The sequence below is a fragment of the Nocardia sp. NPDC004260 genome (genome assembly GCF_053603155.1).
Genome location: NZ_JBSGEZ010000002.1, coordinates 73,776 through 93,017, shown reverse-complemented (window position 1 = coordinate 93,017; position 19,242 = coordinate 73,776). Strand labels below are relative to the sequence as shown.

The following is a 19,242-nucleotide window of genomic DNA, read 5'->3' as shown; positions in this document are numbered from 1 at the left end:
CACTCAGTGCGCGGCGGCGGATTCGCCGGCGCCCGCCCGGTCCTGCTCGGCGACCACGCGTAATTGCTCGCGTACCCAGGCCAGCACCGGCGTCGCCGCGGGATCCTCGGTGAGCGAGACGAGCACTGTCGGCCGGTCCGCACGCACCCGCGCCGCATCACGCTCCATCACACCGAGGTCCGCGCCGACCAACGGCGCCAGATCGGTCTTGTTGACCACGAGCAGATCCGAGTACGTCACGCCGGGACCACCTTTGCGCGGCACTTTGTCGCCACCCGCCACGTCCACCACGAAGATCTGCACGTCGATCAGGCCGGAGGAGAAGGTCGCGGTCAGGTTGTCGCCGCCCGATTCCACCAGGATCAGGTCCAGCGGCGGATTGGCGGCGACCAGATCATCGATCGCGTCGAGATTGGCGGTGATGTCGTCACGAATGGCGGTGTGCGGGCAGCCGCCGGTCTGCACGGCGGTGATCCGTTCGTCCGGCAGGACCGCGTGCCTGCGCAGGAAGTCGGCGTCCTCGGTGGTGTAGATGTCGTTGGTCAGGACCGCCAGCGACAGCTCGTCGCGCAGCTGCCTGCACAGCGCGGCCACCAGTGCGGTCTTGCCCGAACCGACCGGGCCGCCGATACCGATGCGCAGCGCCTCCCCGGGCGTGCGGGCCCGTTTGGGCCGCTCGTGCCCATGGTCGTGCGGCTCGCCGTCGATCAGATGCGGGGGCATGGCGCGGTCTCCTTCTTTCGGGGCGTCAACTCGCGAACAGGGGCATGTCCCGCTGCCGATGCCGCTCGGCGAGCACGTCCTGCAGCGGGTCCGACATCGCGGCAAGACCGGTCACCGCCTCGGCGGCGACGCGATCGCACAGGTCGGCCAGCCGGACCGTGCACGCGGCGATGGCGGCGGGGTCCAGGGCCAGCAGACGCTGGGCCGCGGTGGCGGCGCCGGTGAGGGTCGTGTAGACGACCACACCGGCGATCTCCCGGGGCGGCACCGCGGCGGCCGCGCCGACCATTCCGAAGACCGTGGACAGATGGGGTGTCGTGGCGAGCGGCGACCAATCGTGCCCGGGCCACAGCTGTTTCGCCAGGCGCAATAGACCACGGCCCTGGGCACGGGACGCGGCCCGCGCCGCGGGTGCGGGCGTGCGCGCGTCGGCTTCCGCTTCGGCCCGCGCCGGATCCAGTTCGCCCGAGCACACCGCCGCGGCCAGCGACGCGGTCACCAGCCCCGAGGTCCGGATGCGGCGGCGCAGATACAGCTCGACCGTCACGACGTCGCGGACCAGGCCGGACGCGACGGCTTCTTCCACACCGCCGGAATGCACGTGGCCGCCGATCGGCAGCCGTGAGTCGGCGAGCGCGAGCACCGTCGTGAGACCGGACGCGGCCGGACCGATCGCAGCGGATTCGCGCATCCGTCGATCCTATGTCCCGGCGTGTCGGATGGATGTCCCGGTCGTTTCGCGGAGGTTCCGGTCCGCGCCGGACCTGTCCCGCACGAGCCGCGGCAGGTCGTGGCGGGTGAGGTAGGCGGCGATGCTCAGCTAACCCTCGGCGCGCCGGACCAGGAAATCGCTGGAGCGGTCGAGGGTGGGCGCGTCGCCGAGGGTTATCGTCCAGTGTGCCGAGCTGAGCCAGCAGTGCCCGCCGAGTGCGATGGTGGACCAGGTGGCCAGCGTCGCGCGCGGTGCGGCGAGCCCGCGTGCCCTGGCACGAGCGGCGGCGATGAATTCCTCCCTGGTGACGCACCGGCTCGTCGTGGGCGTGACCACCCACGAGCGGTGTTCGACTCGTGGGAGGCGCGCCGGTGCGCGACTCGAGCATTTCTACTCACGCACCTGGCGGCGATCATGTGTTCGAATGTTGCGGGCGCACAAACTTCTTCACCAGGGCTACGCCCGGTGCATCTACCGAGGGGGGACGAGGTGTCGACGCCGGACACGCGAGTATCTGCCGCACAGTGGATCGCGCGCGCGATCGCGATCGTGGTGCTGGTCCCGATCCGCCTGCTGTGGGAGGGCGTTCTGGTTCTGTGCCGCGCCGCGGCGGCAGCGCTCGGGTACATCGCGCGACATCTGCTGGTCCCGGCGGCCGAGCTGATCCGGCACTGGGTGCTGCGGCCCGCGTGGATCGTCGTGAAGGATTTCCTGTGGGACTGGGTGGTGCAGCATCTGCTGTGGGGCTTGGTGCTCACGCCGCTGCTGTCGCTCCTGCTGGAATACCTGCTGCGACCACTGCGGCGCGCGGTGGAGGTCTTCCTGTGGCGCAAAGTGATTCGTCCCGCAGGGGCCTGGTTGCTGCGCTGGGTCGGGTATCCGATCGCATATGCCATCGCCTGGGTCTGCCAACAGACCGTCAAGTGGCTGATCGTCTGGCCCCTGTCGCGATTGTGGCGTTGGGTGCTGCATCCGCTCTGGAAAGCGGTGCGCGTGACCGTGCGCTACGGGTGGCGTGTGGCCACGCTCATCGTGGGTGTGCTCGTGGTGCTGCCGTGCCGCGCGTTGTACCGCTACGTGCTGCGCCCGGGGTTCGCCGCCTTCGCCGTCGTCTGGCTCGCTGTGGTGGTGCGCCCGGTCCGCTGGGTGCACGGCAGGATCGTCCGGCCGATGAACCGCTGGGCGGCCGAGATCGTGACTTCCGTCTTCGGCCACTGATCCCGGCCGCACGACTCAGCGCGAACGCGGAGCGGCGAAGCGGGCGATCAGCGCCATCGCCGTGAGCACCGTCGCGCCGACGGCCACCGCGACGTGCATGCCGTCGACGAAGGATCCGCGCGCCGCCTCGATCAGCGCCGCGTTCCCGCCGGCCTGCTGGATGGTCTCGCCGAGCGTCGCCGCGTAGTCGCCCCCGGACCGGAAGATGAGCGCCGCGACCGAACCGAGCAGCGCGAGACCCAGCGCATTGCCGAGCTCGAAGCTGGTTTCCGAGATACCTACCGCCGACCCGGCCCGCTCCGGCGGCACCGAGGACACCGAGACCTCCGACACCAGCGTGAAGGCCAGACCGTAGCCGATTCCGGCGATCGTGGAACCGGCCAGGTACCACCCGAGTCCGTCGTGCGCTCCGACACCGAGCAGCATCAGGTTGCCCGCCGCGGAGGCGAGCAAGGCGAACACGAAGGTCGCGCGGGCGCCGAAGCGATGCCCGACCCGGGCGCCGCCCATCGAGCAGACGAAGACCGCGATCGCCATGGGGATGCCGAGCAGCGCCGCCGCCAGCGGCGTGCGCCCGGTCACCGACTGGAGATAGATGCTGGTCAGATAACTGAGGCCGGCCAGCGACATCATGCCGGTCAGGCTGGCGCCGATCGCCACCGAGAACTGGGGCCTGGCGAACAGCCGCAGATCGAGCAGGGGCTCACGCAGCTGTCGCTGCCTGCGCACGAACACGGTCAGGATCACCGCGCCGACCAGCGCGACCACGATCGCTTGCACATCGATGCCCTTGGTGGCGGCGTGTTTGATCCCGTACACCACCGGCAGGATGCCGCCGATCGACAGAACGACACTCGGCAGATCCAGCGGTCCCCGCACTCCCGCCCGGTGCTCCGGCAGCACGAACGGGCCGAACGCGAGCAGCACCAGCAGCACCGGGATGTTGATGAGGAACACCGAGCCCCACCAGAACTGGTGCAGCAGCATGCCCCCGATGACCGGCCCGACAGCCGAGCCGCCCGCGAAGAACGCCGTCCAGACGCCGATCGCGGCCGCTCGCTCCCGCGCGTCCGGGAACAGGCTCGAGATCAGCGCCAGGCTGGACGGCAGCAACGTCGCGCCGCCGATGCCCATCAGCGCCCGCGCCGCGATCAGCACGCCCGCGCTGGGCGCGAACGCCGCGATCACCGACGCGATGCCGAAGACCGCGGCGCCGGTCAGCAAGATGTTGCGCCGCCCGATCCGGTCGCCGAGATTGCCCATGGTGATCAGCAGGCCCGCGATCAGGAATCCGTAGATGTCCAGAATCCACAGTTGCTGGTCCGCGGACGGATCCAGATCGAGTGTCAGCGTCGGCAGGGCGAGGAACAGCACCGAAATGTCCATCGAAACCAGCAGCACCGGCAGCAGCAGAACCGCCAAGCCCAGCCAGGCCCGCCGCGAGCCCGTCGTGGCCGGCTCGGTCCGGACCGGCTGCACGTCTGTCATCACCGAACATCCTCTCCATGGCGCGTACGTCGTACGCATGACTCCGGGTACAGTGTACGCATGCTGCACCGCGCCGCCATCATCGACACCGCGATCGAGCTCGCCGACACCGAAGGCTTGGACGCGCTGTCCATGCGGCGCATCGCCGACCGGCTCGGGGTGGGAGCCATGTCGCTATATCGCCACGTCGCCAACAAAGACGAACTGCTCGCGCTGATGACCGACGAAGTGGCCCGGCGCAACCCGTACCCCTCCCCCGAGGGCCAGGGGTGGACCTGGCGCGACCGGGTCCGCATCGCCGCCGAGGTCGACTGGGCCCTCTACCGGCAACATCCGTGGGTGCTGCTCACCTTCGCCACTCCGCGCTACAGCTTCGGGCCGCAGAGCTTGGCCTGCCTGGCCTGGTTGGTCGACGGGTTCCTGGAACTCGGCGTGTCCACCCGCGAGGCGACCGGCATGTCCTTCACCGTCTGGAACTACATCTCCGGCGCGACGCTGCCCGAGATCAGCGCCGAGCTGATGGCGCGCAAAGGCATGGATCCCGCGGGCGACAACGGGCTGCGGACGCTGCTGCACGGCACGGCACAGGGACCGGTCCCCTCCGCCTTGGCCGATCTCGCCGGCAGCGGTGTACGTGACCTGACCCAGGAGGAACTGCTCCACGACGGGCTCGACGCGCTCTGCGACGGCTTCGAGGCCAGGGCGGCTCGGCGCGACCGGTTGACCTCAACCTAACTTGATGCTGGAGGCTGACCGGCGACGCGAACGAACAGGAGCCACCGTGCACGCCATCCGCCTCCACGCCTTCGGCCCGGCCGAGAACTTGCGCTACGAAATCGTTCCCGATCCGGTGCCGGGCCCCGGTGAAGTCCGCATCGCGGTTGCGGCGGCCGGTGTGCACCTGGTCGATACCGCCCTGCGCAAGGGCGAGCCCGGGCCGTTTCCCCTGCCGCAGTTGCCGACCATCCCCGGACGCGAAGTCGCGGGCACCGTGGACCGTGTGGGCGCCGATGTGGATGCGGGCCTGCTGGGCGCGCGGGTGGTGGCCCATCTCGGCCCGGTGCCCGGCGGTTACGCCGAACTCGCCGTGACGGACGCGGCTCGGCTGCACGAGATTCCGGCGAACCTCGATGCGGCGGAGGCGGTGGCGATGATCGGCACCGGGCGAACGACCATGGGCATCCTGCAGTTCACCGAGTTGAAGCCCGGCAGTGTCGTCCTGGTGACGGCCGCGGCGGGCGGTATCGGCACGCTGCTGGTGCAATTCGCGAAGAATGCCGGAGCCACGGTGATCGGGTTGGCCGGTGGCTCCGCGAAGGTCGATCAGGTGCGACGCAACGGCGCCGACCTGGCGGTCGACTATCTGTTGCCGGATTGGCCGGACCGGGTCCGCGCTCGGATCGGCGACCGCGGGGCGCACGTGCTGTTCGACTCGGTGGGCGGCGCGGTCGCCCGCGCCGGAATCGATCTGCTCGCAGCGGGCGGGCAACATCTGGTCTATGGCTGGTCCGGCACATCGAACGACGAAGGGCCGGTCCGGCTCTCCGCCGCAGAACTGGCCGAACGGGGTATCACCTCCGAGACGGTGATCGGTCCGCCGATGCTGGCGCGCGCGGGCGGCGATCTGCGCGTCTTGGAGAACCTCGCCATGGCCGAGGCGATCGCCGGACGGCTGCGACCCGGGGTCCAGCGCTTCGCGCTCGCCGACGCGGCCGCCGCGCACCGCGCGCTGGAAACGCGCGGGACGACCGGCAAAGTGGTGCTGGAGCCATGACCGAGCTGGTTCACTCGACGTCGTCGCCGTTCACCACGGCATAGGCGAAGCCGTCCCAGCCCTTCGCACCGACGGTCTGCACCACGGTCGCGTCCAGGCTCGGTTCGGCGGTGAGCAATTCGACGAGTTCACGGCTGGCCTGCGCGTTCGGGTCCTCGGACCGCTCGTCGGCGATCTTGCCGCCGCGCACGACGTTGTCGACGATGATCACCGAGCCCGGCCGGGTCAGCCGCAGCGCCCACAGCACGTAATTCGCGTTGTTCACCTTGTCGGCGTCGATGAAGACCAAGTCGAACGGTTCCGGATCCTCCTCCGCGAGCACGGGCAGGCTGTCCAGCGCGGCGCCGACCCGGATCTCCACTCGGTCGCCGACGCCCGCACGGTCCAGGTTCGCCCGCGCCACCTCGGCGTGCCGGGCGGCGAACTCGAGCGTGACCACCCGCCCCTTGGGTCCGACCGCGCGGGCCAGCCAGATCGTGCTGTATCCGCCGAGCGTGCCGATCTCCAGCACGCGTCGCGCGCCGACCGTCCTGGCCAGTAGATGGAGAAACTTTCCCTGCGGCGGTGACACGTCGATCGCGGGCAGGCCGGCCGCCTTGTTCGCCTCCAGCGCCGCGTCGGAATCGGGATCCGCCACGACTGTCTCCACCAGGTACCTGTCCACGTCGGCCCATCCAGCTGTCGTCATACCTCGCAGTCTGCCACCCGATTCCGCCCGCGGGCGCGCCTCCGGCGAGTAGCGTTCGGCACAGAGAGACGTACATGTTTCGTGAGCGCGCCGACGAATGGACGGACAGAAACGACATGACGAATCTTGCGCGGGCCACAGCGGTCACCGTCTGTCTGATCGCCCTGGGCGCCACTTCCCCCGCTGCGGCCGAGCCCTCCGGCGGCGGGGCCGAATACGTCGCCGTGGGCGATTCCGGGGCGGCCACCACGGGCGTGCGGAATTTCGACATCTCGGCCCCGTTCCGATGTCTTCGCTCGACCGCGAACACACCGCAACTGGTCGCCCGGGACCTGGGCCTGCGGATCGACGACCGCACCTGCAACTCCGCCCTCATCGCGGACCTCACCGCCCCGCAGCAGCCGGGCATTCCGCCCCAATTCGATCCGCTCGGCCCCGCCACCAGGTTGGTCACCGTGCACATCGGCGCCAACGACGCGTTGATGGCCGAACACATCGTCGCCTGCCACGTCTACGGCATCTCCGGGGCCGGTACCTGCGCCGGTCCGGACTGGGACGTCGACATCGATGCGATCGCGGCGCCTTACGCGGCCGCATTGCAACAGATCTCGGCCCGGGCGCCGGGCGCGCTGATCGTCGTCGACGGCTGGCCGCGCTACGTGCGCGACGGCGGCTGCCCGGCGCTGGTCGGTCTCCGCCCGTCCGACGCCGCGCCCATCCAAGCCGCCTTCGATCATCTCAATTCCGTGGTGTCCCGCGTCGCCACCGCGCACGGCGCGATCTATGTGGACACCAGCGCCGCCTCGGAGGGCCGCGACGCGTGCGCGCCCGTCGGCGTCCGCTGGATGGAGCCCGTCCTCGCCACCGAGACGCTGCTGCCCTACCACCTCAACCCGCAGGGCATGCGCGGCATCGCCGACGTCGTCGTCCCGGCGATCCGCGCCGCCGGGCTGCCCGGCTGAGTGATTCGGCCGCGCCGACGCGACCGCCCCGAACTCGGGCGGAGTCCGGGGCGGCGCGGGCGCGATGTTATTTCGTGAAGTTCTCCGGCGGCTGCCAAGGACGGCCGTGCGGGTCGTCCGGGCGCTGGGCCGGAGGTTGCTGCGGCGGCTGCTGCTGAGCCGGGAAAGCCTCATGCGAAGGGATGACCGGCTGGTGCGGCGAAGGTTCGAACGTCGGCGGGGGCGGTGTCGGGGTCAGCCCCTCGACCGGGGTCCGCGCCGTGGCCTCGGCGGCCCGCACGGCGCGCTCGATGGTCGGGTCGGGCGCGGTGTCGAACCAGTCCGCGACATCGGAGTCGTCCTCGGGCTTTGCTTCCGCGCCGTCGGAGGCGGGCGGCTCGTACCGGAACACACCGTCCTCGCCCTGCGTACCGAAGCTCTTCGCGAACCCCTCCAGCGCCTTGCCGAAATCGCTGGGCACCAGCCACACCTTGTTGGCGTCACCGCGCGCGACCATGGGCAGCGTCTGCATGTACTGGTAGGCAAGCAATTCCGGTGTCGGCTTGCCGGATTTGATGGCGGCGAAGACCTTTTCGATGGCCTTGGCCTGGCCTTGCGCCTGCAGGTAGGAGGCGGCGCGCTCACCTTGTGCCCGCAGGATGCGGCTCTGCCGTTCGCCTTCGGCCGACAGGATCGCCGACTGTTTGGCGCCCTCGGCGGACAGGATCTGCGCCTGCTTCGAGCCCTCGGCCGTCTTGATCTGCGATTCGCGCTGCCCCTCCGCGGTGAGGATCATCGCGCGCTTCTCGCGATCGGCCTTCATCTGCTTCTCCATCGACTCCTGAATCGACGGCGGCGGATCGATGCTCTTCAGCTCGACCCGCGCGACGCGCAGTCCCCAGCGCCCGGTCGCCTCGTCCAGCACACCGCGCAGCTGGCCGTTGATCGAGTCGCGGGAGGTGAGTGTCTGTTCGAGCGTCATGCCGCCGACGACGTTGCGCAGTGTGGTGACGGTCAACTGCTCGACAGCGGCGATGTAGTTGCTGATCTCGTACACCGCCGCCTGCGGGCTGGTCACCTGAAAATAGACCACCGTGTCGATGTGCAGGGTGAGGTTGTCCTCCGTGATCACCGGCTGCGGCGGGAACGACACCACCCGTTCCCGCAGATCCACCTTGGCGCGGACGCGGTCGGCGAACGGCACGAGGAACGTGAGCTGGCCGGAAACCGTCCGCGAATACCGCCCCAGCCGCTCGATCACCGCGGCCTCGGCCTGCGGCACCAGCGCGATCGACTTGAAGACCACCACCACGACCAGCAAGATGAGGACGGCGGCAACGATCAGTACAGCCATCAAGGCCCCTTCCAGACGACGGCGGTCGCGCCGTCGATCTTCATGACATAAACGGTCGTACCCGGTTCATAGACTTCGGTCGTGTCCATCGGCCGCGCGGTCCACACCTCGCCGTTCAGTTTCACCCGGCCGGAGTGCGCCGCCACCTGCTCGAGCACCAGAGCGGTCTTGCCCGGCAGGGCGTCCACGTTCGTCGGCGTGGGCGGAGGAGTTCCGAAGCGACGCCGGATGATCGGGCGCACACCGAGCAGCAGCACCGCCGAGATCACCGCGAAGACGACGGCGTCGGCCACGACGGAGGTATCCGCCGCCGCGCTGACACCCGCGGTGCCCAGCGCGGCGACACCGAGCATCAGCAAGGTGAAGTCGCCGGTGAGCATCTCCGCCGCCGCGAGCAGAATGCCCGCGACCAGCCAAAAAATTGCGGCCACACGACCACTGTAGTGCGCGGATCATGATCTCGGGCGCGTCATCGACGAGTACTCCCGATGAATTCCACGCGTGGACGCGCGGTGCCCCTGGTCCGCCGAAAGCCATAGCGGCGGTGCTAGCTTCAGGCAGGTGAGCGGGCGTGACAGGTATGGCGACATCTTCTCCGGACATCCTCGATCGAAGAAAAGGGCGGTGCCGACGGTCACCGCGGAACGCGACCTGGTGGTCGAGGATGCCGCCACCGGATTCTGCGGCGCGGTGGTCGGATTCGATCGCAGCTACGACGGCGAGTTCGTGAAGCTGGAGGACGCTCGCGGCACGGTGCGCCTGTTCGCGCTGCGCGAGGCGGCGTTCCTCATCGACGGCGAGCCGGTGACGCTGGTGCGGCCGCGGGCCGCCGCGCCGCGGACGCCGAACCGCTCGGCCTCCGGCTCCACCAGGGTGGAGGGCCTGCGCGCCCGCGTCGCCCGCGGCAGCCGGATCTGGGTGGAGGGCGTGCACGACGCAGCGCTGGTCGAGCGGGTGTGGGGCCACGATCTGCGGGTCGAGGGCGTGGTCGTCGAGCAGTTGGAAGGCTTGGACAATCTGGCCGCTCGGCTGGCGGACTTCCGGCCCGGCCCGGGCAGGCGGGTCGGCGTGCTGGTCGACCACCTGGTGACCGGATCGAAGGAGACCCAGCTGACCACCGGGCTCGGGCCACACGTCCTGGTGACCGGGCACCCGTTCGTCGACGTCTGGCAAGCCGTGCGCCCGGCCACCCTCGGCATCGCGGAGTGGCCGCGGGTGCCGCGCGACGAGGATTGGAAGACCGGCGTCTGCCGACGCCTGCGCTGGGGCTCCCCGCAGGACGGCTGGCGGAAGGTGTACGAGGCGGTGTCCTCCTTCCGCGACCTGGAGACGCCGCTCATCGGCGCGGTCGAGCGACTCATAGATTTCGTCACCGAGCCGGACTGACGACGGCGGAGGATGGGCGCCCCACTCCGATGCCGGACGGTATCCGCACGGACTCGCTCGTCGCGGGCAGCGCGGCGCCCGCGGTTTCCGCGCTGCTCACCAATGCCCTTGCCTATGGATGCCCACCGGTAGCGCCCACCCTTTATGCTCGATAATTATGTGCTCTCCAAGTGCGACGCTGACGGTGTGGGCGAGCTCCTGGCTGGCCGGCTGCAGTGCGCCCGACGACGTTTTGGCCGCCTTGCACGCGTGGGCGCCGAAGCACACCATCGCGGCGGGTGATCCGCTCACCGGCGGCCGCACCGACCTACCCTGGTCCGCCCACGGCAACTTGCCGGGGAGCGGAGTCATGGCACTGCTCAAGGTGATTCGCGAGACGATGGCGCAGCCCGGCGCGCAACTGCGACTGGTTCTCCCGGTCCCAGGAGACATCCGCGGCGTCCCCGCGGGCACGGCGTTCGCCGCCGACGCGATCGAGGCCGGCGAGGGCATGCTGATGGGCGTACCCGGCACCGAGGGCACCGGCCTCATCCCGCGCTGGGCCGAGGACGACACGCTGCAGTGGACCGTCTACAGTGCGCCCATCCCCTCGGCGCCCGGCCCCGACATGTCCCTCGGTGAAGCCGAATACGCGATGCGCGAAGCGGTTCGCGATGCCGCCGACGCGCTGATGAAACTGCACACCACATCACTGGGCGCACCCGACTCCGATCCCCGCGAGCTCATCGAAGCCGAACTGGCCGACTATTCGCGGCACGACTATCCCGAGTCGATTTCATTGCGCGCCAGGCGCATTCTCGACACCGCCGATCATGTCGCGGCCATCCTCACGGTGGCGCAGCGGGAGCCCGCTTCCGCGCCCACCTCCGCCAGCGCGATCGGTGCGCAGGAATCGCTCCTGCGGCCGCTGTGGGACGCGATCCGCGCCGCGCGCCTGGTCGCCGTGCACGCCTCCGCGCGCGGAAGCCGCTGACATCATGCCGGGGGCGGTGTGAGATGCGTTTTTCCCGTCGTTGCCGCATGGCCGCCGCCACCATCGCGACTGTTCTATGCGGTCTCACCCTGCACGCCCCGGCCTCGGCGATCGTGGGCGGCGCCGACGCGACGACAGCGGAGTATCCGTGGCTGGCGGCCATCGGCACGCCGTTGTTCCTCACCCGCGCCTCCGGGCAGTTCTGCGGCGGCGCGCTCGTCGCGCCGGACCAGGTGATCACGACGGCGCACTGCGTGGCCCTGGCCCAGACGCTGACCCAAACGCTCACCGTCACCTTCGGCCGCGACGACCTCCGCGAGCACGACGGAAAAACTGTGCACGTCAAGGACATTCGCATTGATCCGGGTTTTCGGGCAACCGTTCTCGACATGACGACCGCGTATCACAACGACGTGGCGATCCTCATCCTGGACGAACCGCAGCCCGGTCCGACGATCGCGGTCGCCGCACCGGCTTCGGGCACCGCGACCATCCTGGGCTGGGGCGCGACCTCCGAAACCGACGAAGCCAACACTCGATTGCGCGCGGCGAACGTCCCGCTGGCCACCGATGGTGAGTGCACCACCGCCTACGGCCCGGCCTTCGATCCGTACACCATGCTCTGTGCGGGCACTCCCACCGCGGACACCGCCCAGTACGACAGCGGCGGACCGCTTCTCATCGATGGGCGGCTCGCCGGTCTCACATCCTGGGGCGTCGGCGCGGCCCGCCCCGGCTTCCCCACTGTCTACACCCGCCTGACCGGCCCGGGCTTCTGAGGCCCTGGGTCGGCGCGCTTCACTGCTGCGGCGGGTACGGCGGCTGCTGCGGCGGATACTGGTGCTGCGGCGGATACTGCTGATACTGCTGTTGCCCCTGCGGCGGATAGGGCTGCTGGTATTGCGGCGCCGGATACTGCGCTTGTCCCTGGTAGTTCTGCTGCGGAAGATACTGCTGGGGGTACTGCTGTTGCGGATACTGCTGCTGGGACTGGTTCGCCTTGTTCCGCTTGCTCAGCCAGATCACCAGCCCGATGACCACGGCGACGACCCCGATGCACAGCAGCAGACCGCCGATCGAGAAACCGCCGCCGCCACCGCTGCGACCGCGGCGCCTGGCCTCGGTGACGTCGAGCGCCACGGTCCATACTTTCGTATCGGACCAGGCGTGCGGATCGAGCACGGCGGCGTTGGTCAGCATGTCGGCATAGGTCATCTAGAGGTACCCCCCAGAAAGTCGGATTCGGCGATCGGTCGCACGCGATGCTATCCGCGACCGCTCCTCCTCAATTCCCAGCAGTGGGACGGCGCGTGACCGCACAGCAGCCGACGGCGCACGGCGCGCCGTCGAGCGTGCAGCCGTAGCCGGGCACCGCACCGAGCCGCCGGGGTTCGCCTCCGCGCAACTGCTCGGACACCAGTTCGACGACCAGCTTCGCGAAGCGCGGATCGCTTCCCGGCGTCGCGGCCCGCGCGAAGCCCATACCGAGTTCGGCGGCTTTCTGCGCGGCCTCGTTGTCCAGATCCCAGATGACTTCGAGATGGTCGGAGACGAAGCCCACCGGACAGACGACCACGGCCTCGACCCCCTTGGCCGCGAGATCGTCCAGGTGGTCGACGATGTCCGGTTCCAGCCACGGCACCTGCGGCGGACCCGAACGCGACTGCCAGACGAGGTCGTAATCGGTGAAACCGGTTGCCGCGGCGCACAATCGGGCCGCGTCGGCGACCTGACGGCTGTAGAGCCGACCGCCGTCGGCAGGCGGGCCCGCGGCGGCATCGGCCGACACCGGAATGGAATGCGCGGTGAACACCAGCCGCGCCGCGGCGCGCTGCCCGGCCGGGAGCCGATCGCGCGCCGCGCGAATGGCATCGGCGAACGTCTCGATCAACAGCGGGTGATCGAAGTACTGACGCAGCTTCAGCAGTTCCGGCGCGCCCGCACCCAAGCCCGCACGCGCCCGGGCGATGTCCTCGTGGTACTGCAGGCATCCGGAGTAGCCGCCCCACGCCGAAGTCGGGAAGACCAGTGCGGAGCCGACACCGTCGGCGGCCATCCGCCCGACGGTGTCCTCCACCATGGGATGCCAGTTCCGGTTACCGAAGTACACCGGCAGCTCGATACCCGCGGCGGCCAGTTCGGCCTCGACCGCCGTGATGATGTCGCGATTGAGCGCGTTGATCGGCGAGACACCGCCGAAGTGCAGATAGTGCTCGGCGACCGCTTCCAGGCGCTCACGCGGCACTCCCCTGCCCCGGGTGACGTTCTCCAGGAACGGCATCACGTCTTCGGGACGCTCCGGACCGCCGAAGGACAGCAGCAGCAGCGCGTCGGCGGTTCGAACCACGGTGTCTCCCATCCGATCGGCTCAGTTGATCGCCATGTTCTCCGGGAACCAGGTGTTGTGGCTGGCTCCGCCGTCGACGTAGATGATCGAACCGGTGGTGCCCGGCAACCAGTCCGACAGCAGCGCCACAATCGACTTCGCCACCACCGTGGGGTCGTCGACGTCCCAGCCGATCGGCGAGGCGCCGTCCCAGTAGACGTTGAGCTGATTGAGCTTGGCGGCGTCGTCGGTCGCGGTGCCCGCGATCGCCTTGGCGGCCAGCGTCTTGATCGGCCCGGCGGCGATGAGGTTGGACCGGATCTTCTTGGCCGCGCCCACCTCGCGTGCGACGTATCGGTTCACCGACTCCAGCGCGGCCTTCGCCACGCCCATCCAGTTGTAGAACGGCATCGCGGTGCGCGGATCGAAGTCCATGCCGACGATCGAGCCGCCCTCGTTCATCACCGGCAGCACCGCGCGCGACAGGGACGCGTAGCTCCACGCCGAGATCTCGAACGCCTTGGCGGCATCCGGGCCCGGGCCGTCGAGGAACGGCCGAGCCTCCGGCCCCATGAGGGTGCGTGGCGCGAACGCGATCGAGTGCAGCACCCCGTCGATCCCCTGCGGAGCCAGTTCACGCAGCTTGTCGGCCAGGCCGGCGAGATCCTCTTCGCTGGTCACGTCGAGCCCGATGGCCGGCGGGACCTCCTGGGGCAGGCGCTTGGCGATCCGGTCGATCAGCCGCAGTCGCTCCGGGATGCCGGTGATGAGCACCTTCGCGCCCTGCTCCTGCGCGACGGCCGCCGCGTGGAACGCGATCGACGAGTCGGTGATGATGCCCGTGACCAGGATGGTCTTGCCTTCGAGCAGTCCGCCCATGAGTTCTCGGTTCTCCTGAAAATCGAATGTTGGGTTGGCTGCGGGCGGCCTGGACCGGCCGCGCTACGCGTTCGGTGTGGTCAGTGGCCCATGCCCATGCCGCCGTCCACCGGGATGACGGCGCCGGAGACGTAGGCGGAGTCCTCGGAAGCCAGGAAGCTGACCACCGCCGCGATGTCCTCCGGCTGGCCGAGCCGCTGCAAGGGGATGAACTTCTTGGCCATGTCGCGCATGTCCTCGGGCAGGTCGGCGGTCATGTCGGTCTCGATGAAACCCGGGGCGACGACATTCGCGGTGATCGAGCGCGAGCCGAGCTCGCGGGTGATCGAGCGGGCCAGACCGATCACACCGGCCTTGGAGGAGGCGTAGTTGATCTGACCGGCTTGGCCGCTCATGCCGACCACCGAGCCGAGGAAGATCATCCGGCCCCAGCGCGCGCGCAGCATGGCGCGGTTCGCGCGCTTGGCGCACCGGAACGCACCGGTCAGATTGGCGTCGAGCACCCGGGTGAACTGCTCCTCGTTCATCCGCATGAGCAGCGTGTCGTCGGTGATGCCCGCGTTGGCCACCAGCACCTCGACCGGACCCTGGTGCGCCTCCACCTCGGCGAAGGCGCCGTCCACCGACTCGCTGTCGGTCACATCGCATTTCACACCGAACAGGCCGTCCGGCACCCCCGAGCCACGATGCGTGACGGCCACCTTGTGACCGTCGGCAAGCAGACGCTGCGCGACCGCGAGTCCGATGCCGCGGTTTCCGCCGGTCACCAGGACCGACCGGGATGTGATGTTCGACATGGGGTTCAACCTACCTGGTCGAATCGGCAGGCAACGACCGGGCCGCCACGTTCGTCCGACCGCCATCGGAGCCCGGCCGCGTTCGTGAAACGCCACAACGACAGCGCGAAACGAAGCCCGATCACGCGGACCGGCCGGTGGTGCGCAGGACACCACCGGCCGGTCGGCATTCGATCGATGCGCCGCCTTTCACTCACCTTCGGCGAGCGACGCGAGAGGCACTGCTCAGCAGCTGGGGCACCAAGTCACGGACAGCGCGTCGAACCCCAGATCCTCCACCTGCTTACCCGGCCCCACGTAGCGGTACGGTTGTCCGCCGCCACAGTTGGAACCGGAGCTGAACAGCAACTCGACGTTCGTGTTGTTGATCACCGATCTGGTGCTCGGATCTCCCGCCGGTCCGCAGTAGTTCCGGAAGTTCTTGGTGTTGAGCGTGACCACCTTGGCCGTACCGGAAAAGCCCGCTCCGGAGTACTGACACAGACTCCCGGCCGGACAACCCGCCGCGGATGCCTCCGGAAGCGGAGCCACGACCAAGGCCAGCGCGGCGGACGCGATCGCCGTGAAAATTGCGGAAATTCGCATGATTCCTCCCCAGATGGAGGGCGGCACTCCCTTACCGCCCGTCCTGGGCACGGTAACACACTTCCCCGGCTACGGCCCGTGTAATCGCCTGCGCGCCTTGCTGTTCGTAGCGCTAAGGCAAACGCTGGCGATACACCAGACCGATCACCACTCCCGCCGCGACGACCACCAGTCCGAGCAGCAGCCACGGACGACTGGCGTCGCCTCTGGTCAGCTCGTACCCGATCTGTTGCTCCAAGGTGTCGTACACCTTGGTCAACTCCTGCAGGGACGACGCGGTGTAGAACTCCCCGCTGGACAGTCGCGCTATCTCGCGCATGGCGTCGTCGTCCACCTCGACGCGTACCTGGTCCTTGCTGCCGTCCTCCCGGGGGATCTCGACGACGCCCCAGCGAGTGCCGAAGGAAATGGTCGAGATGGGGACGTTCTTGCTCTTGGCGAGCCGAGCGGCGACGTACTCGTGCCGGGGGTTGTCGACGTCCTTGAAATCCGGAACGGTCTGCTTACCGTCCGACATCAGCACGATCCGGGCCGGCGGTGGCTCCTGGGCGCCACCGAGCACCGTGGCGAGCGTCTCGATCGCCTGCAGCGCGGTCAGAATGCCTTCACCGGTAGCGGTGCGCTCGGCCAGCCGCACATTGTCGATCGCAGCTTTGACCGATTCGTGGTTCGTCGTGGGCGAGACCATCACCGAGGCGGTGCCCGCGAAGGTGACGAAGCCGATGTTCACGCCCTCGGGCAGTCCGTCGACGAACTCCTTGCCCGCCTTCTTGGCGACCTGGATGCGGCTCGGGGCGACGTCGGTCGCCTCCATCGACAGCGACACGTCCATCACCAGCATGACGGTCGCGCGGTTGCGCGGCACCTTCTTGACCGCGGTCGGTCCGGCGGCGGCGACGGTGAGGAACACCAGGCCGACGAGCAGGAGCGCGACGGCCACGTGCCGGAACGCGCTCGGCCGCGACGGAGCGACCTTCTCCAGCAGCGCCATGTTGGTGAACTTCAACATGTGCTTGCGCCGGTTGCGCTGCACCAGGACGTAGCCGAGCGCGATCAGCGCGATGACGACGAGGAATCCCAGCCAGATCTGTGCGGTGAAATGCGAAATACTCACTGGCGTGGCACCCGCCCGGTCGGGGCGCCGAAGCTGTGGCGCCGGGTGGACACGAACCGGACCACGTCGGCGATCCAGTCCCGATCGGTTCGCAAGGTGAGCACCGGAGCGCCACAGCCGCGCAGGGCTTGTTCGACCTGCTGCCGGTGGCGCTGCGCGGCAGCCGCGAAATCGGCGCGCAGCGTGGGGGTCACGCTGAACTCGCGGGTGCGCCCGGTCTCCGGGTCGTGCAGCACGACGTCGCCCATGTCCGGCAGCGAGAGGTCGCGCGGGTCGAGCACCTCGACCGCGAGCAGATCATGCCTGGCCGAGATCGCGCGCAGCGAGCGCTGCCAATCGATGTCACCCAGGAAATCGCTGATGATCACCGCGAGTCCGCGTTTGCGCTGCGGACGGCGCAGCGATTCGATGCCGCCGCGCAGGTCGCCGCGTACGCCGTCGCGCGCGTGCGGTGTGGTGGCGATGCCGCGCAGCAGCGACTGGGCGTGGACGCGCCCGCCGCGCGCCGGGATGCGGGTCAACCGTTCGCCGGTGGCGACGACCGCACCGATCCGGTTGCCGCCGCCACTGGTCAGATGGGTGATGGCGGCCGCGGCGGCGATGGCGAGATCACGCTTCTGGCAGGCGGCGGTGCCGAAGTCGAGGCTGGCCGACAGATCGACCACCATCCAGGTCTCCAGCTCCCGGTCGGCGATCATCTGCCGCACGTGCGGATGAGTGGTGCGGGCAGTGACCGACCAATCCATCTGGCGCACGTCGTCGCCCGGTTGGTAGGCGCGCGCCTCACCCGGCTCGGAGCCGGGGCCGGGGATGAGACCGAGGTGATCGCCGTGCAGCACGCCGTCGAGCCTGCGGCGCACGGTGAGTTCGAGGGTCTTGAGCGCGACCGTGAGCCTGGGGTCGGTCAACTCCCCAGCGTGGAAGGACGGCGGTGCGTGGGACGGCGACGTCGGCACTGGCGCGATCCGATCCGATGCCGAGGTCACTTCGGCGGAACGGTGCCCGCGGGCTGCGACTGCTGCCCGTTGGGCGGCTGGGGCACGGCCTGCTGCGGCGACGGCGGCTGGGGAATCTGCTGCGGGGTGCCGTGCGGCGGCGCGGCGGGCACGCCGGGCGCGACGGCCTGCGGGGCGACCTGTGGCAGGCCGACGGTTTGCAGAACGCGCTTGATAACGTCCTCCGGGCTGATCTCGTCGGCGAGCGCGTCGTAGGACAGCACCAGGCGATGGCGCAACACGTCCGGGATCACTTCGACGACGTCCTGCGGCACCACGTAATCACGGCCGCGGATGAGCGCGACGGCGCGGGCCGCGGCGATGATGCCGAGGCTGGCGCGCGGCGACGCGCCGTAGGAGATCCAGCTGGCCACGTCCTGCATGCCGAAATCGGCCGGTTTGCGGGTCGCCGCGATCACCCGGACCACGTAGTCGACCAGGGCGTGGTGCACGAAGGTGTTGGCCGCGACCTTCTGCAGGCGGATCAGATCCTCCGGCTCCAGGATCCGGCTCGCCTCCGGCGGGGTGACGCCCATCCGGTAGATGATCTCGCGCTCCTCCTCCACGGAGGGGTAGTCGACGACGACCTTGAACAGGAAGCGGTCGCGCTGCGCTTCGGGCAGCGGGTACACGCCCTCGCTCTCGATCGGGTTCTGCGTCGCCATGACCAGGAACGGGTCGGGCATCGGGTAGGTCTTGCCGCCGATCGACACGTGCCGCTCGGCCATCACCTCGAGCAGCGCCGACTGCACCTTGGCGGGCGCGCGGTTGATCTCGTCGGCGAGCACGAAGTTGGCGACGACCGGGCCGAGTTCGGTGTCGAACTCCTCGCGGCCCTGCCGGTAGATGCGGGTACCGATGAGGTCGGTGGGCACCAGGTCGGGCGTGAACTGCACGCGGGCGAACGAGCCGCCGACCACCCTGGCGAAGGTCTCCACGGCGAGGGTCTTCGCGATGCCGGGAACACCTTCGAGCAGAACGTGACCACGTGCGAGCACGCCCACGAGCAGTCGTTCGACCAGGCGATCCTGGCCCACGATCACCCGCTTGACCTCGTAGATCGCCTTCTCCAGGGTCTGGACGTCACGCTCGAGGGTGCTGGGCGTGGAAACCGGCGCATCCTTCGCCGAGTTCGCTCCGCTCACACCGTCCGTCGAAGTCACCAACATCCCCGCTTTCGCCTTGGTCCTGTGCGTGCTGCCACAACTATTCCAGGTAATCACCGCCTGTGCCGCAACCGGACCCGACAGAATGGGAATTTCCGCGGTCCCCCGGCCGGGCGGGGCACC

Annotated in this window: 22 protein-coding genes; 7 read left to right on the top strand and 15 right to left on the bottom strand. The window is 69.3% G+C overall.

What is annotated here, in order from left to right:
- Positions 1-3: 3 nt before the first annotated feature.
- The 3 genes from ureG to ACWEO7_RS02020 form a co-directional block, all read right to left on the bottom strand.
- On the bottom strand, positions 4-723 hold the full coding sequence (ureG, locus tag ACWEO7_RS02030) for an urease accessory protein UreG (protein WP_452420101.1): 720 nt from the start codon (positions 721-723) through the stop codon (positions 4-6).
- A gap of 25 nt (positions 724-748) precedes the next feature.
- The gene (locus tag ACWEO7_RS02025; protein ID WP_452420100.1) at positions 749-1,414 is read right to left on the bottom strand and encodes an urease accessory protein UreF; all 666 of its coding nucleotides are present in this window, start codon (positions 1,412-1,414) and stop codon (positions 749-751) included.
- A gap of 129 nt (positions 1,415-1,543) precedes the next feature.
- Positions 1,544-1,771 carry a hypothetical protein gene (locus tag ACWEO7_RS02020; protein ID WP_452420099.1) on the bottom strand — a complete coding sequence of 76 codons (228 nt, stop codon included), beginning with the start codon at positions 1,769-1,771 and terminating at the stop codon, positions 1,544-1,546.
- 153 nt (positions 1,772-1,924) lie between these two features.
- On the opposite strand from ACWEO7_RS02020, the gene ACWEO7_RS02015 reads away from it, so the two are divergent.
- Positions 1,925-2,653, top strand: a complete 729-nt coding sequence (locus tag ACWEO7_RS02015) for a hypothetical protein (RefSeq protein ID WP_452420098.1) — start codon at positions 1,925-1,927, stop codon at positions 2,651-2,653.
- Between the two features lie 15 nt (positions 2,654-2,668).
- Here ACWEO7_RS02015 and ACWEO7_RS02010 read toward each other — a convergent pair whose 3' ends face one another.
- The gene (locus tag ACWEO7_RS02010) at positions 2,669-4,141 is read right to left on the bottom strand and encodes an MFS transporter (protein WP_452420097.1); all 1,473 of its coding nucleotides are present in this window, start codon (positions 4,139-4,141) and stop codon (positions 2,669-2,671) included.
- Between the two features lie 60 nt (positions 4,142-4,201).
- On the opposite strand from ACWEO7_RS02010, the gene ACWEO7_RS02005 reads away from it, so the two are divergent.
- Together ACWEO7_RS02005 and ACWEO7_RS02000 are read left to right on the top strand one after the other, a co-directional pair.
- Entirely contained in the window at positions 4,202-4,876 is a 675-nt protein-coding gene (locus ACWEO7_RS02005; RefSeq protein WP_452420096.1) for a TetR/AcrR family transcriptional regulator, read from the top strand.
- A 4-nt stretch (positions 4,877-4,880) separates the two neighbouring features.
- Positions 4,881-5,915: a zinc-binding dehydrogenase gene (locus tag ACWEO7_RS02000; RefSeq protein WP_452420095.1), complete on the top strand. Its 1,035-nt coding sequence runs from the start codon at positions 4,881-4,883 to the stop codon at positions 5,913-5,915.
- 10 nt (positions 5,916-5,925) lie between these two features.
- On the opposite strand, the gene ACWEO7_RS01995 is transcribed toward ACWEO7_RS02000, so the two are convergent.
- Entirely contained in the window at positions 5,926-6,603 is a 678-nt protein-coding gene (locus tag ACWEO7_RS01995) for an O-methyltransferase (RefSeq protein WP_452420094.1), read from the bottom strand.
- A 116-nt stretch (positions 6,604-6,719) separates the two neighbouring features.
- Here ACWEO7_RS01995 and ACWEO7_RS01990 point away from each other — a divergent pair, with 116 nt between their 5' ends.
- Positions 6,720-7,565, top strand: coding sequence for an SGNH/GDSL hydrolase family protein (locus tag ACWEO7_RS01990; RefSeq protein ID WP_452420093.1), 846 nt, complete (start codon positions 6,720-6,722; stop codon positions 7,563-7,565).
- Positions 7,566-7,632: 67 nt separating this feature from the next.
- On the opposite strand, the gene ACWEO7_RS01985 is transcribed toward ACWEO7_RS01990, so the two are convergent.
- A complete protein-coding gene (locus ACWEO7_RS01985; protein WP_452420092.1) occupies positions 7,633-8,898 on the bottom strand; it encodes an SPFH domain-containing protein in 1,266 nt (421 codons plus the stop codon).
- Complete coding sequence (locus tag ACWEO7_RS01980) at positions 8,898-9,329, bottom strand: NfeD family protein (RefSeq protein ID WP_452420091.1); 432 nt, start codon at positions 9,327-9,329, stop codon at positions 8,898-8,900. The genes ACWEO7_RS01985 and ACWEO7_RS01980 overlap by 1 nt, the downstream gene beginning before the upstream one ends.
- Before the next feature lie 130 nt (positions 9,330-9,459).
- Here ACWEO7_RS01980 and ACWEO7_RS01975 point away from each other — a divergent pair, with 130 nt between their 5' ends.
- The 3 genes from ACWEO7_RS01975 (at position 9,460) to ACWEO7_RS01965 (ending at position 12,036) form a co-directional block, all read left to right on the top strand.
- Positions 9,460-10,284: a DUF3097 domain-containing protein gene (locus ACWEO7_RS01975; protein WP_452420090.1), complete on the top strand. Its 825-nt coding sequence runs from the start codon at positions 9,460-9,462 to the stop codon at positions 10,282-10,284.
- A 157-nt stretch (positions 10,285-10,441) separates the two neighbouring features.
- A complete protein-coding gene (locus ACWEO7_RS01970) occupies positions 10,442-11,257 on the top strand; it encodes a hypothetical protein (RefSeq protein WP_452420089.1) in 816 nt (271 codons plus the stop codon).
- A gap of 47 nt (positions 11,258-11,304) precedes the next feature.
- Entirely contained in the window at positions 11,305-12,036 is a 732-nt protein-coding gene (locus ACWEO7_RS01965) for a S1 family peptidase (protein WP_452420088.1), read from the top strand.
- Between the two features lie 19 nt (positions 12,037-12,055).
- Here the strand turns inward: ACWEO7_RS01965 and ACWEO7_RS01960 are convergent, their stop codons facing one another.
- The 8 genes from ACWEO7_RS01960 to ACWEO7_RS01925 form a co-directional block, all read right to left on the bottom strand.
- Positions 12,056-12,472, bottom strand: coding sequence for a hypothetical protein (locus ACWEO7_RS01960; protein WP_452420087.1), 417 nt, complete (start codon positions 12,470-12,472; stop codon positions 12,056-12,058).
- Between the two features lie 70 nt (positions 12,473-12,542).
- The gene (locus ACWEO7_RS01955; protein WP_452420086.1) at positions 12,543-13,604 is read right to left on the bottom strand and encodes a ferrochelatase; all 1,062 of its coding nucleotides are present in this window, start codon (positions 13,602-13,604) and stop codon (positions 12,543-12,545) included.
- A gap of 21 nt (positions 13,605-13,625) precedes the next feature.
- A complete protein-coding gene (gene inhA / locus ACWEO7_RS01950) occupies positions 13,626-14,462 on the bottom strand; it encodes an NADH-dependent enoyl-ACP reductase InhA (RefSeq protein ID WP_355070887.1) in 837 nt (278 codons plus the stop codon).
- 80 nt (positions 14,463-14,542) lie between these two features.
- Positions 14,543-15,259, bottom strand: a complete 717-nt coding sequence (gene fabG1, locus ACWEO7_RS01945) for a 3-oxoacyl-ACP reductase FabG1 (protein ID WP_355070885.1) — start codon at positions 15,257-15,259, stop codon at positions 14,543-14,545.
- Between the two features lie 225 nt (positions 15,260-15,484).
- The gene (locus tag ACWEO7_RS01940; protein WP_452420085.1) at positions 15,485-15,844 is read right to left on the bottom strand and encodes a peptidase inhibitor family I36 protein; all 360 of its coding nucleotides are present in this window, start codon (positions 15,842-15,844) and stop codon (positions 15,485-15,487) included.
- A 112-nt stretch (positions 15,845-15,956) separates the two neighbouring features.
- A complete protein-coding gene (locus tag ACWEO7_RS01935; protein WP_355070881.1) occupies positions 15,957-16,958 on the bottom strand; it encodes a VWA domain-containing protein in 1,002 nt (333 codons plus the stop codon).
- Positions 16,955-17,914 (bottom strand): DUF58 domain-containing protein, encoded by a 960-nt coding sequence (locus tag ACWEO7_RS01930; protein WP_450014922.1) that lies wholly within the window; start codon positions 17,912-17,914, stop codon positions 16,955-16,957. Before ACWEO7_RS01930 ends, ACWEO7_RS01935 begins: the two co-directional genes overlap by 4 nt.
- Positions 17,915-17,940: 26 nt before the next feature.
- Positions 17,941-19,122 (bottom strand): AAA family ATPase, encoded by a 1,182-nt coding sequence (locus ACWEO7_RS01925; protein WP_452420084.1) that lies wholly within the window; start codon positions 19,120-19,122, stop codon positions 17,941-17,943.
- Positions 19,123-19,242: the final 120 nt, after the last annotated feature.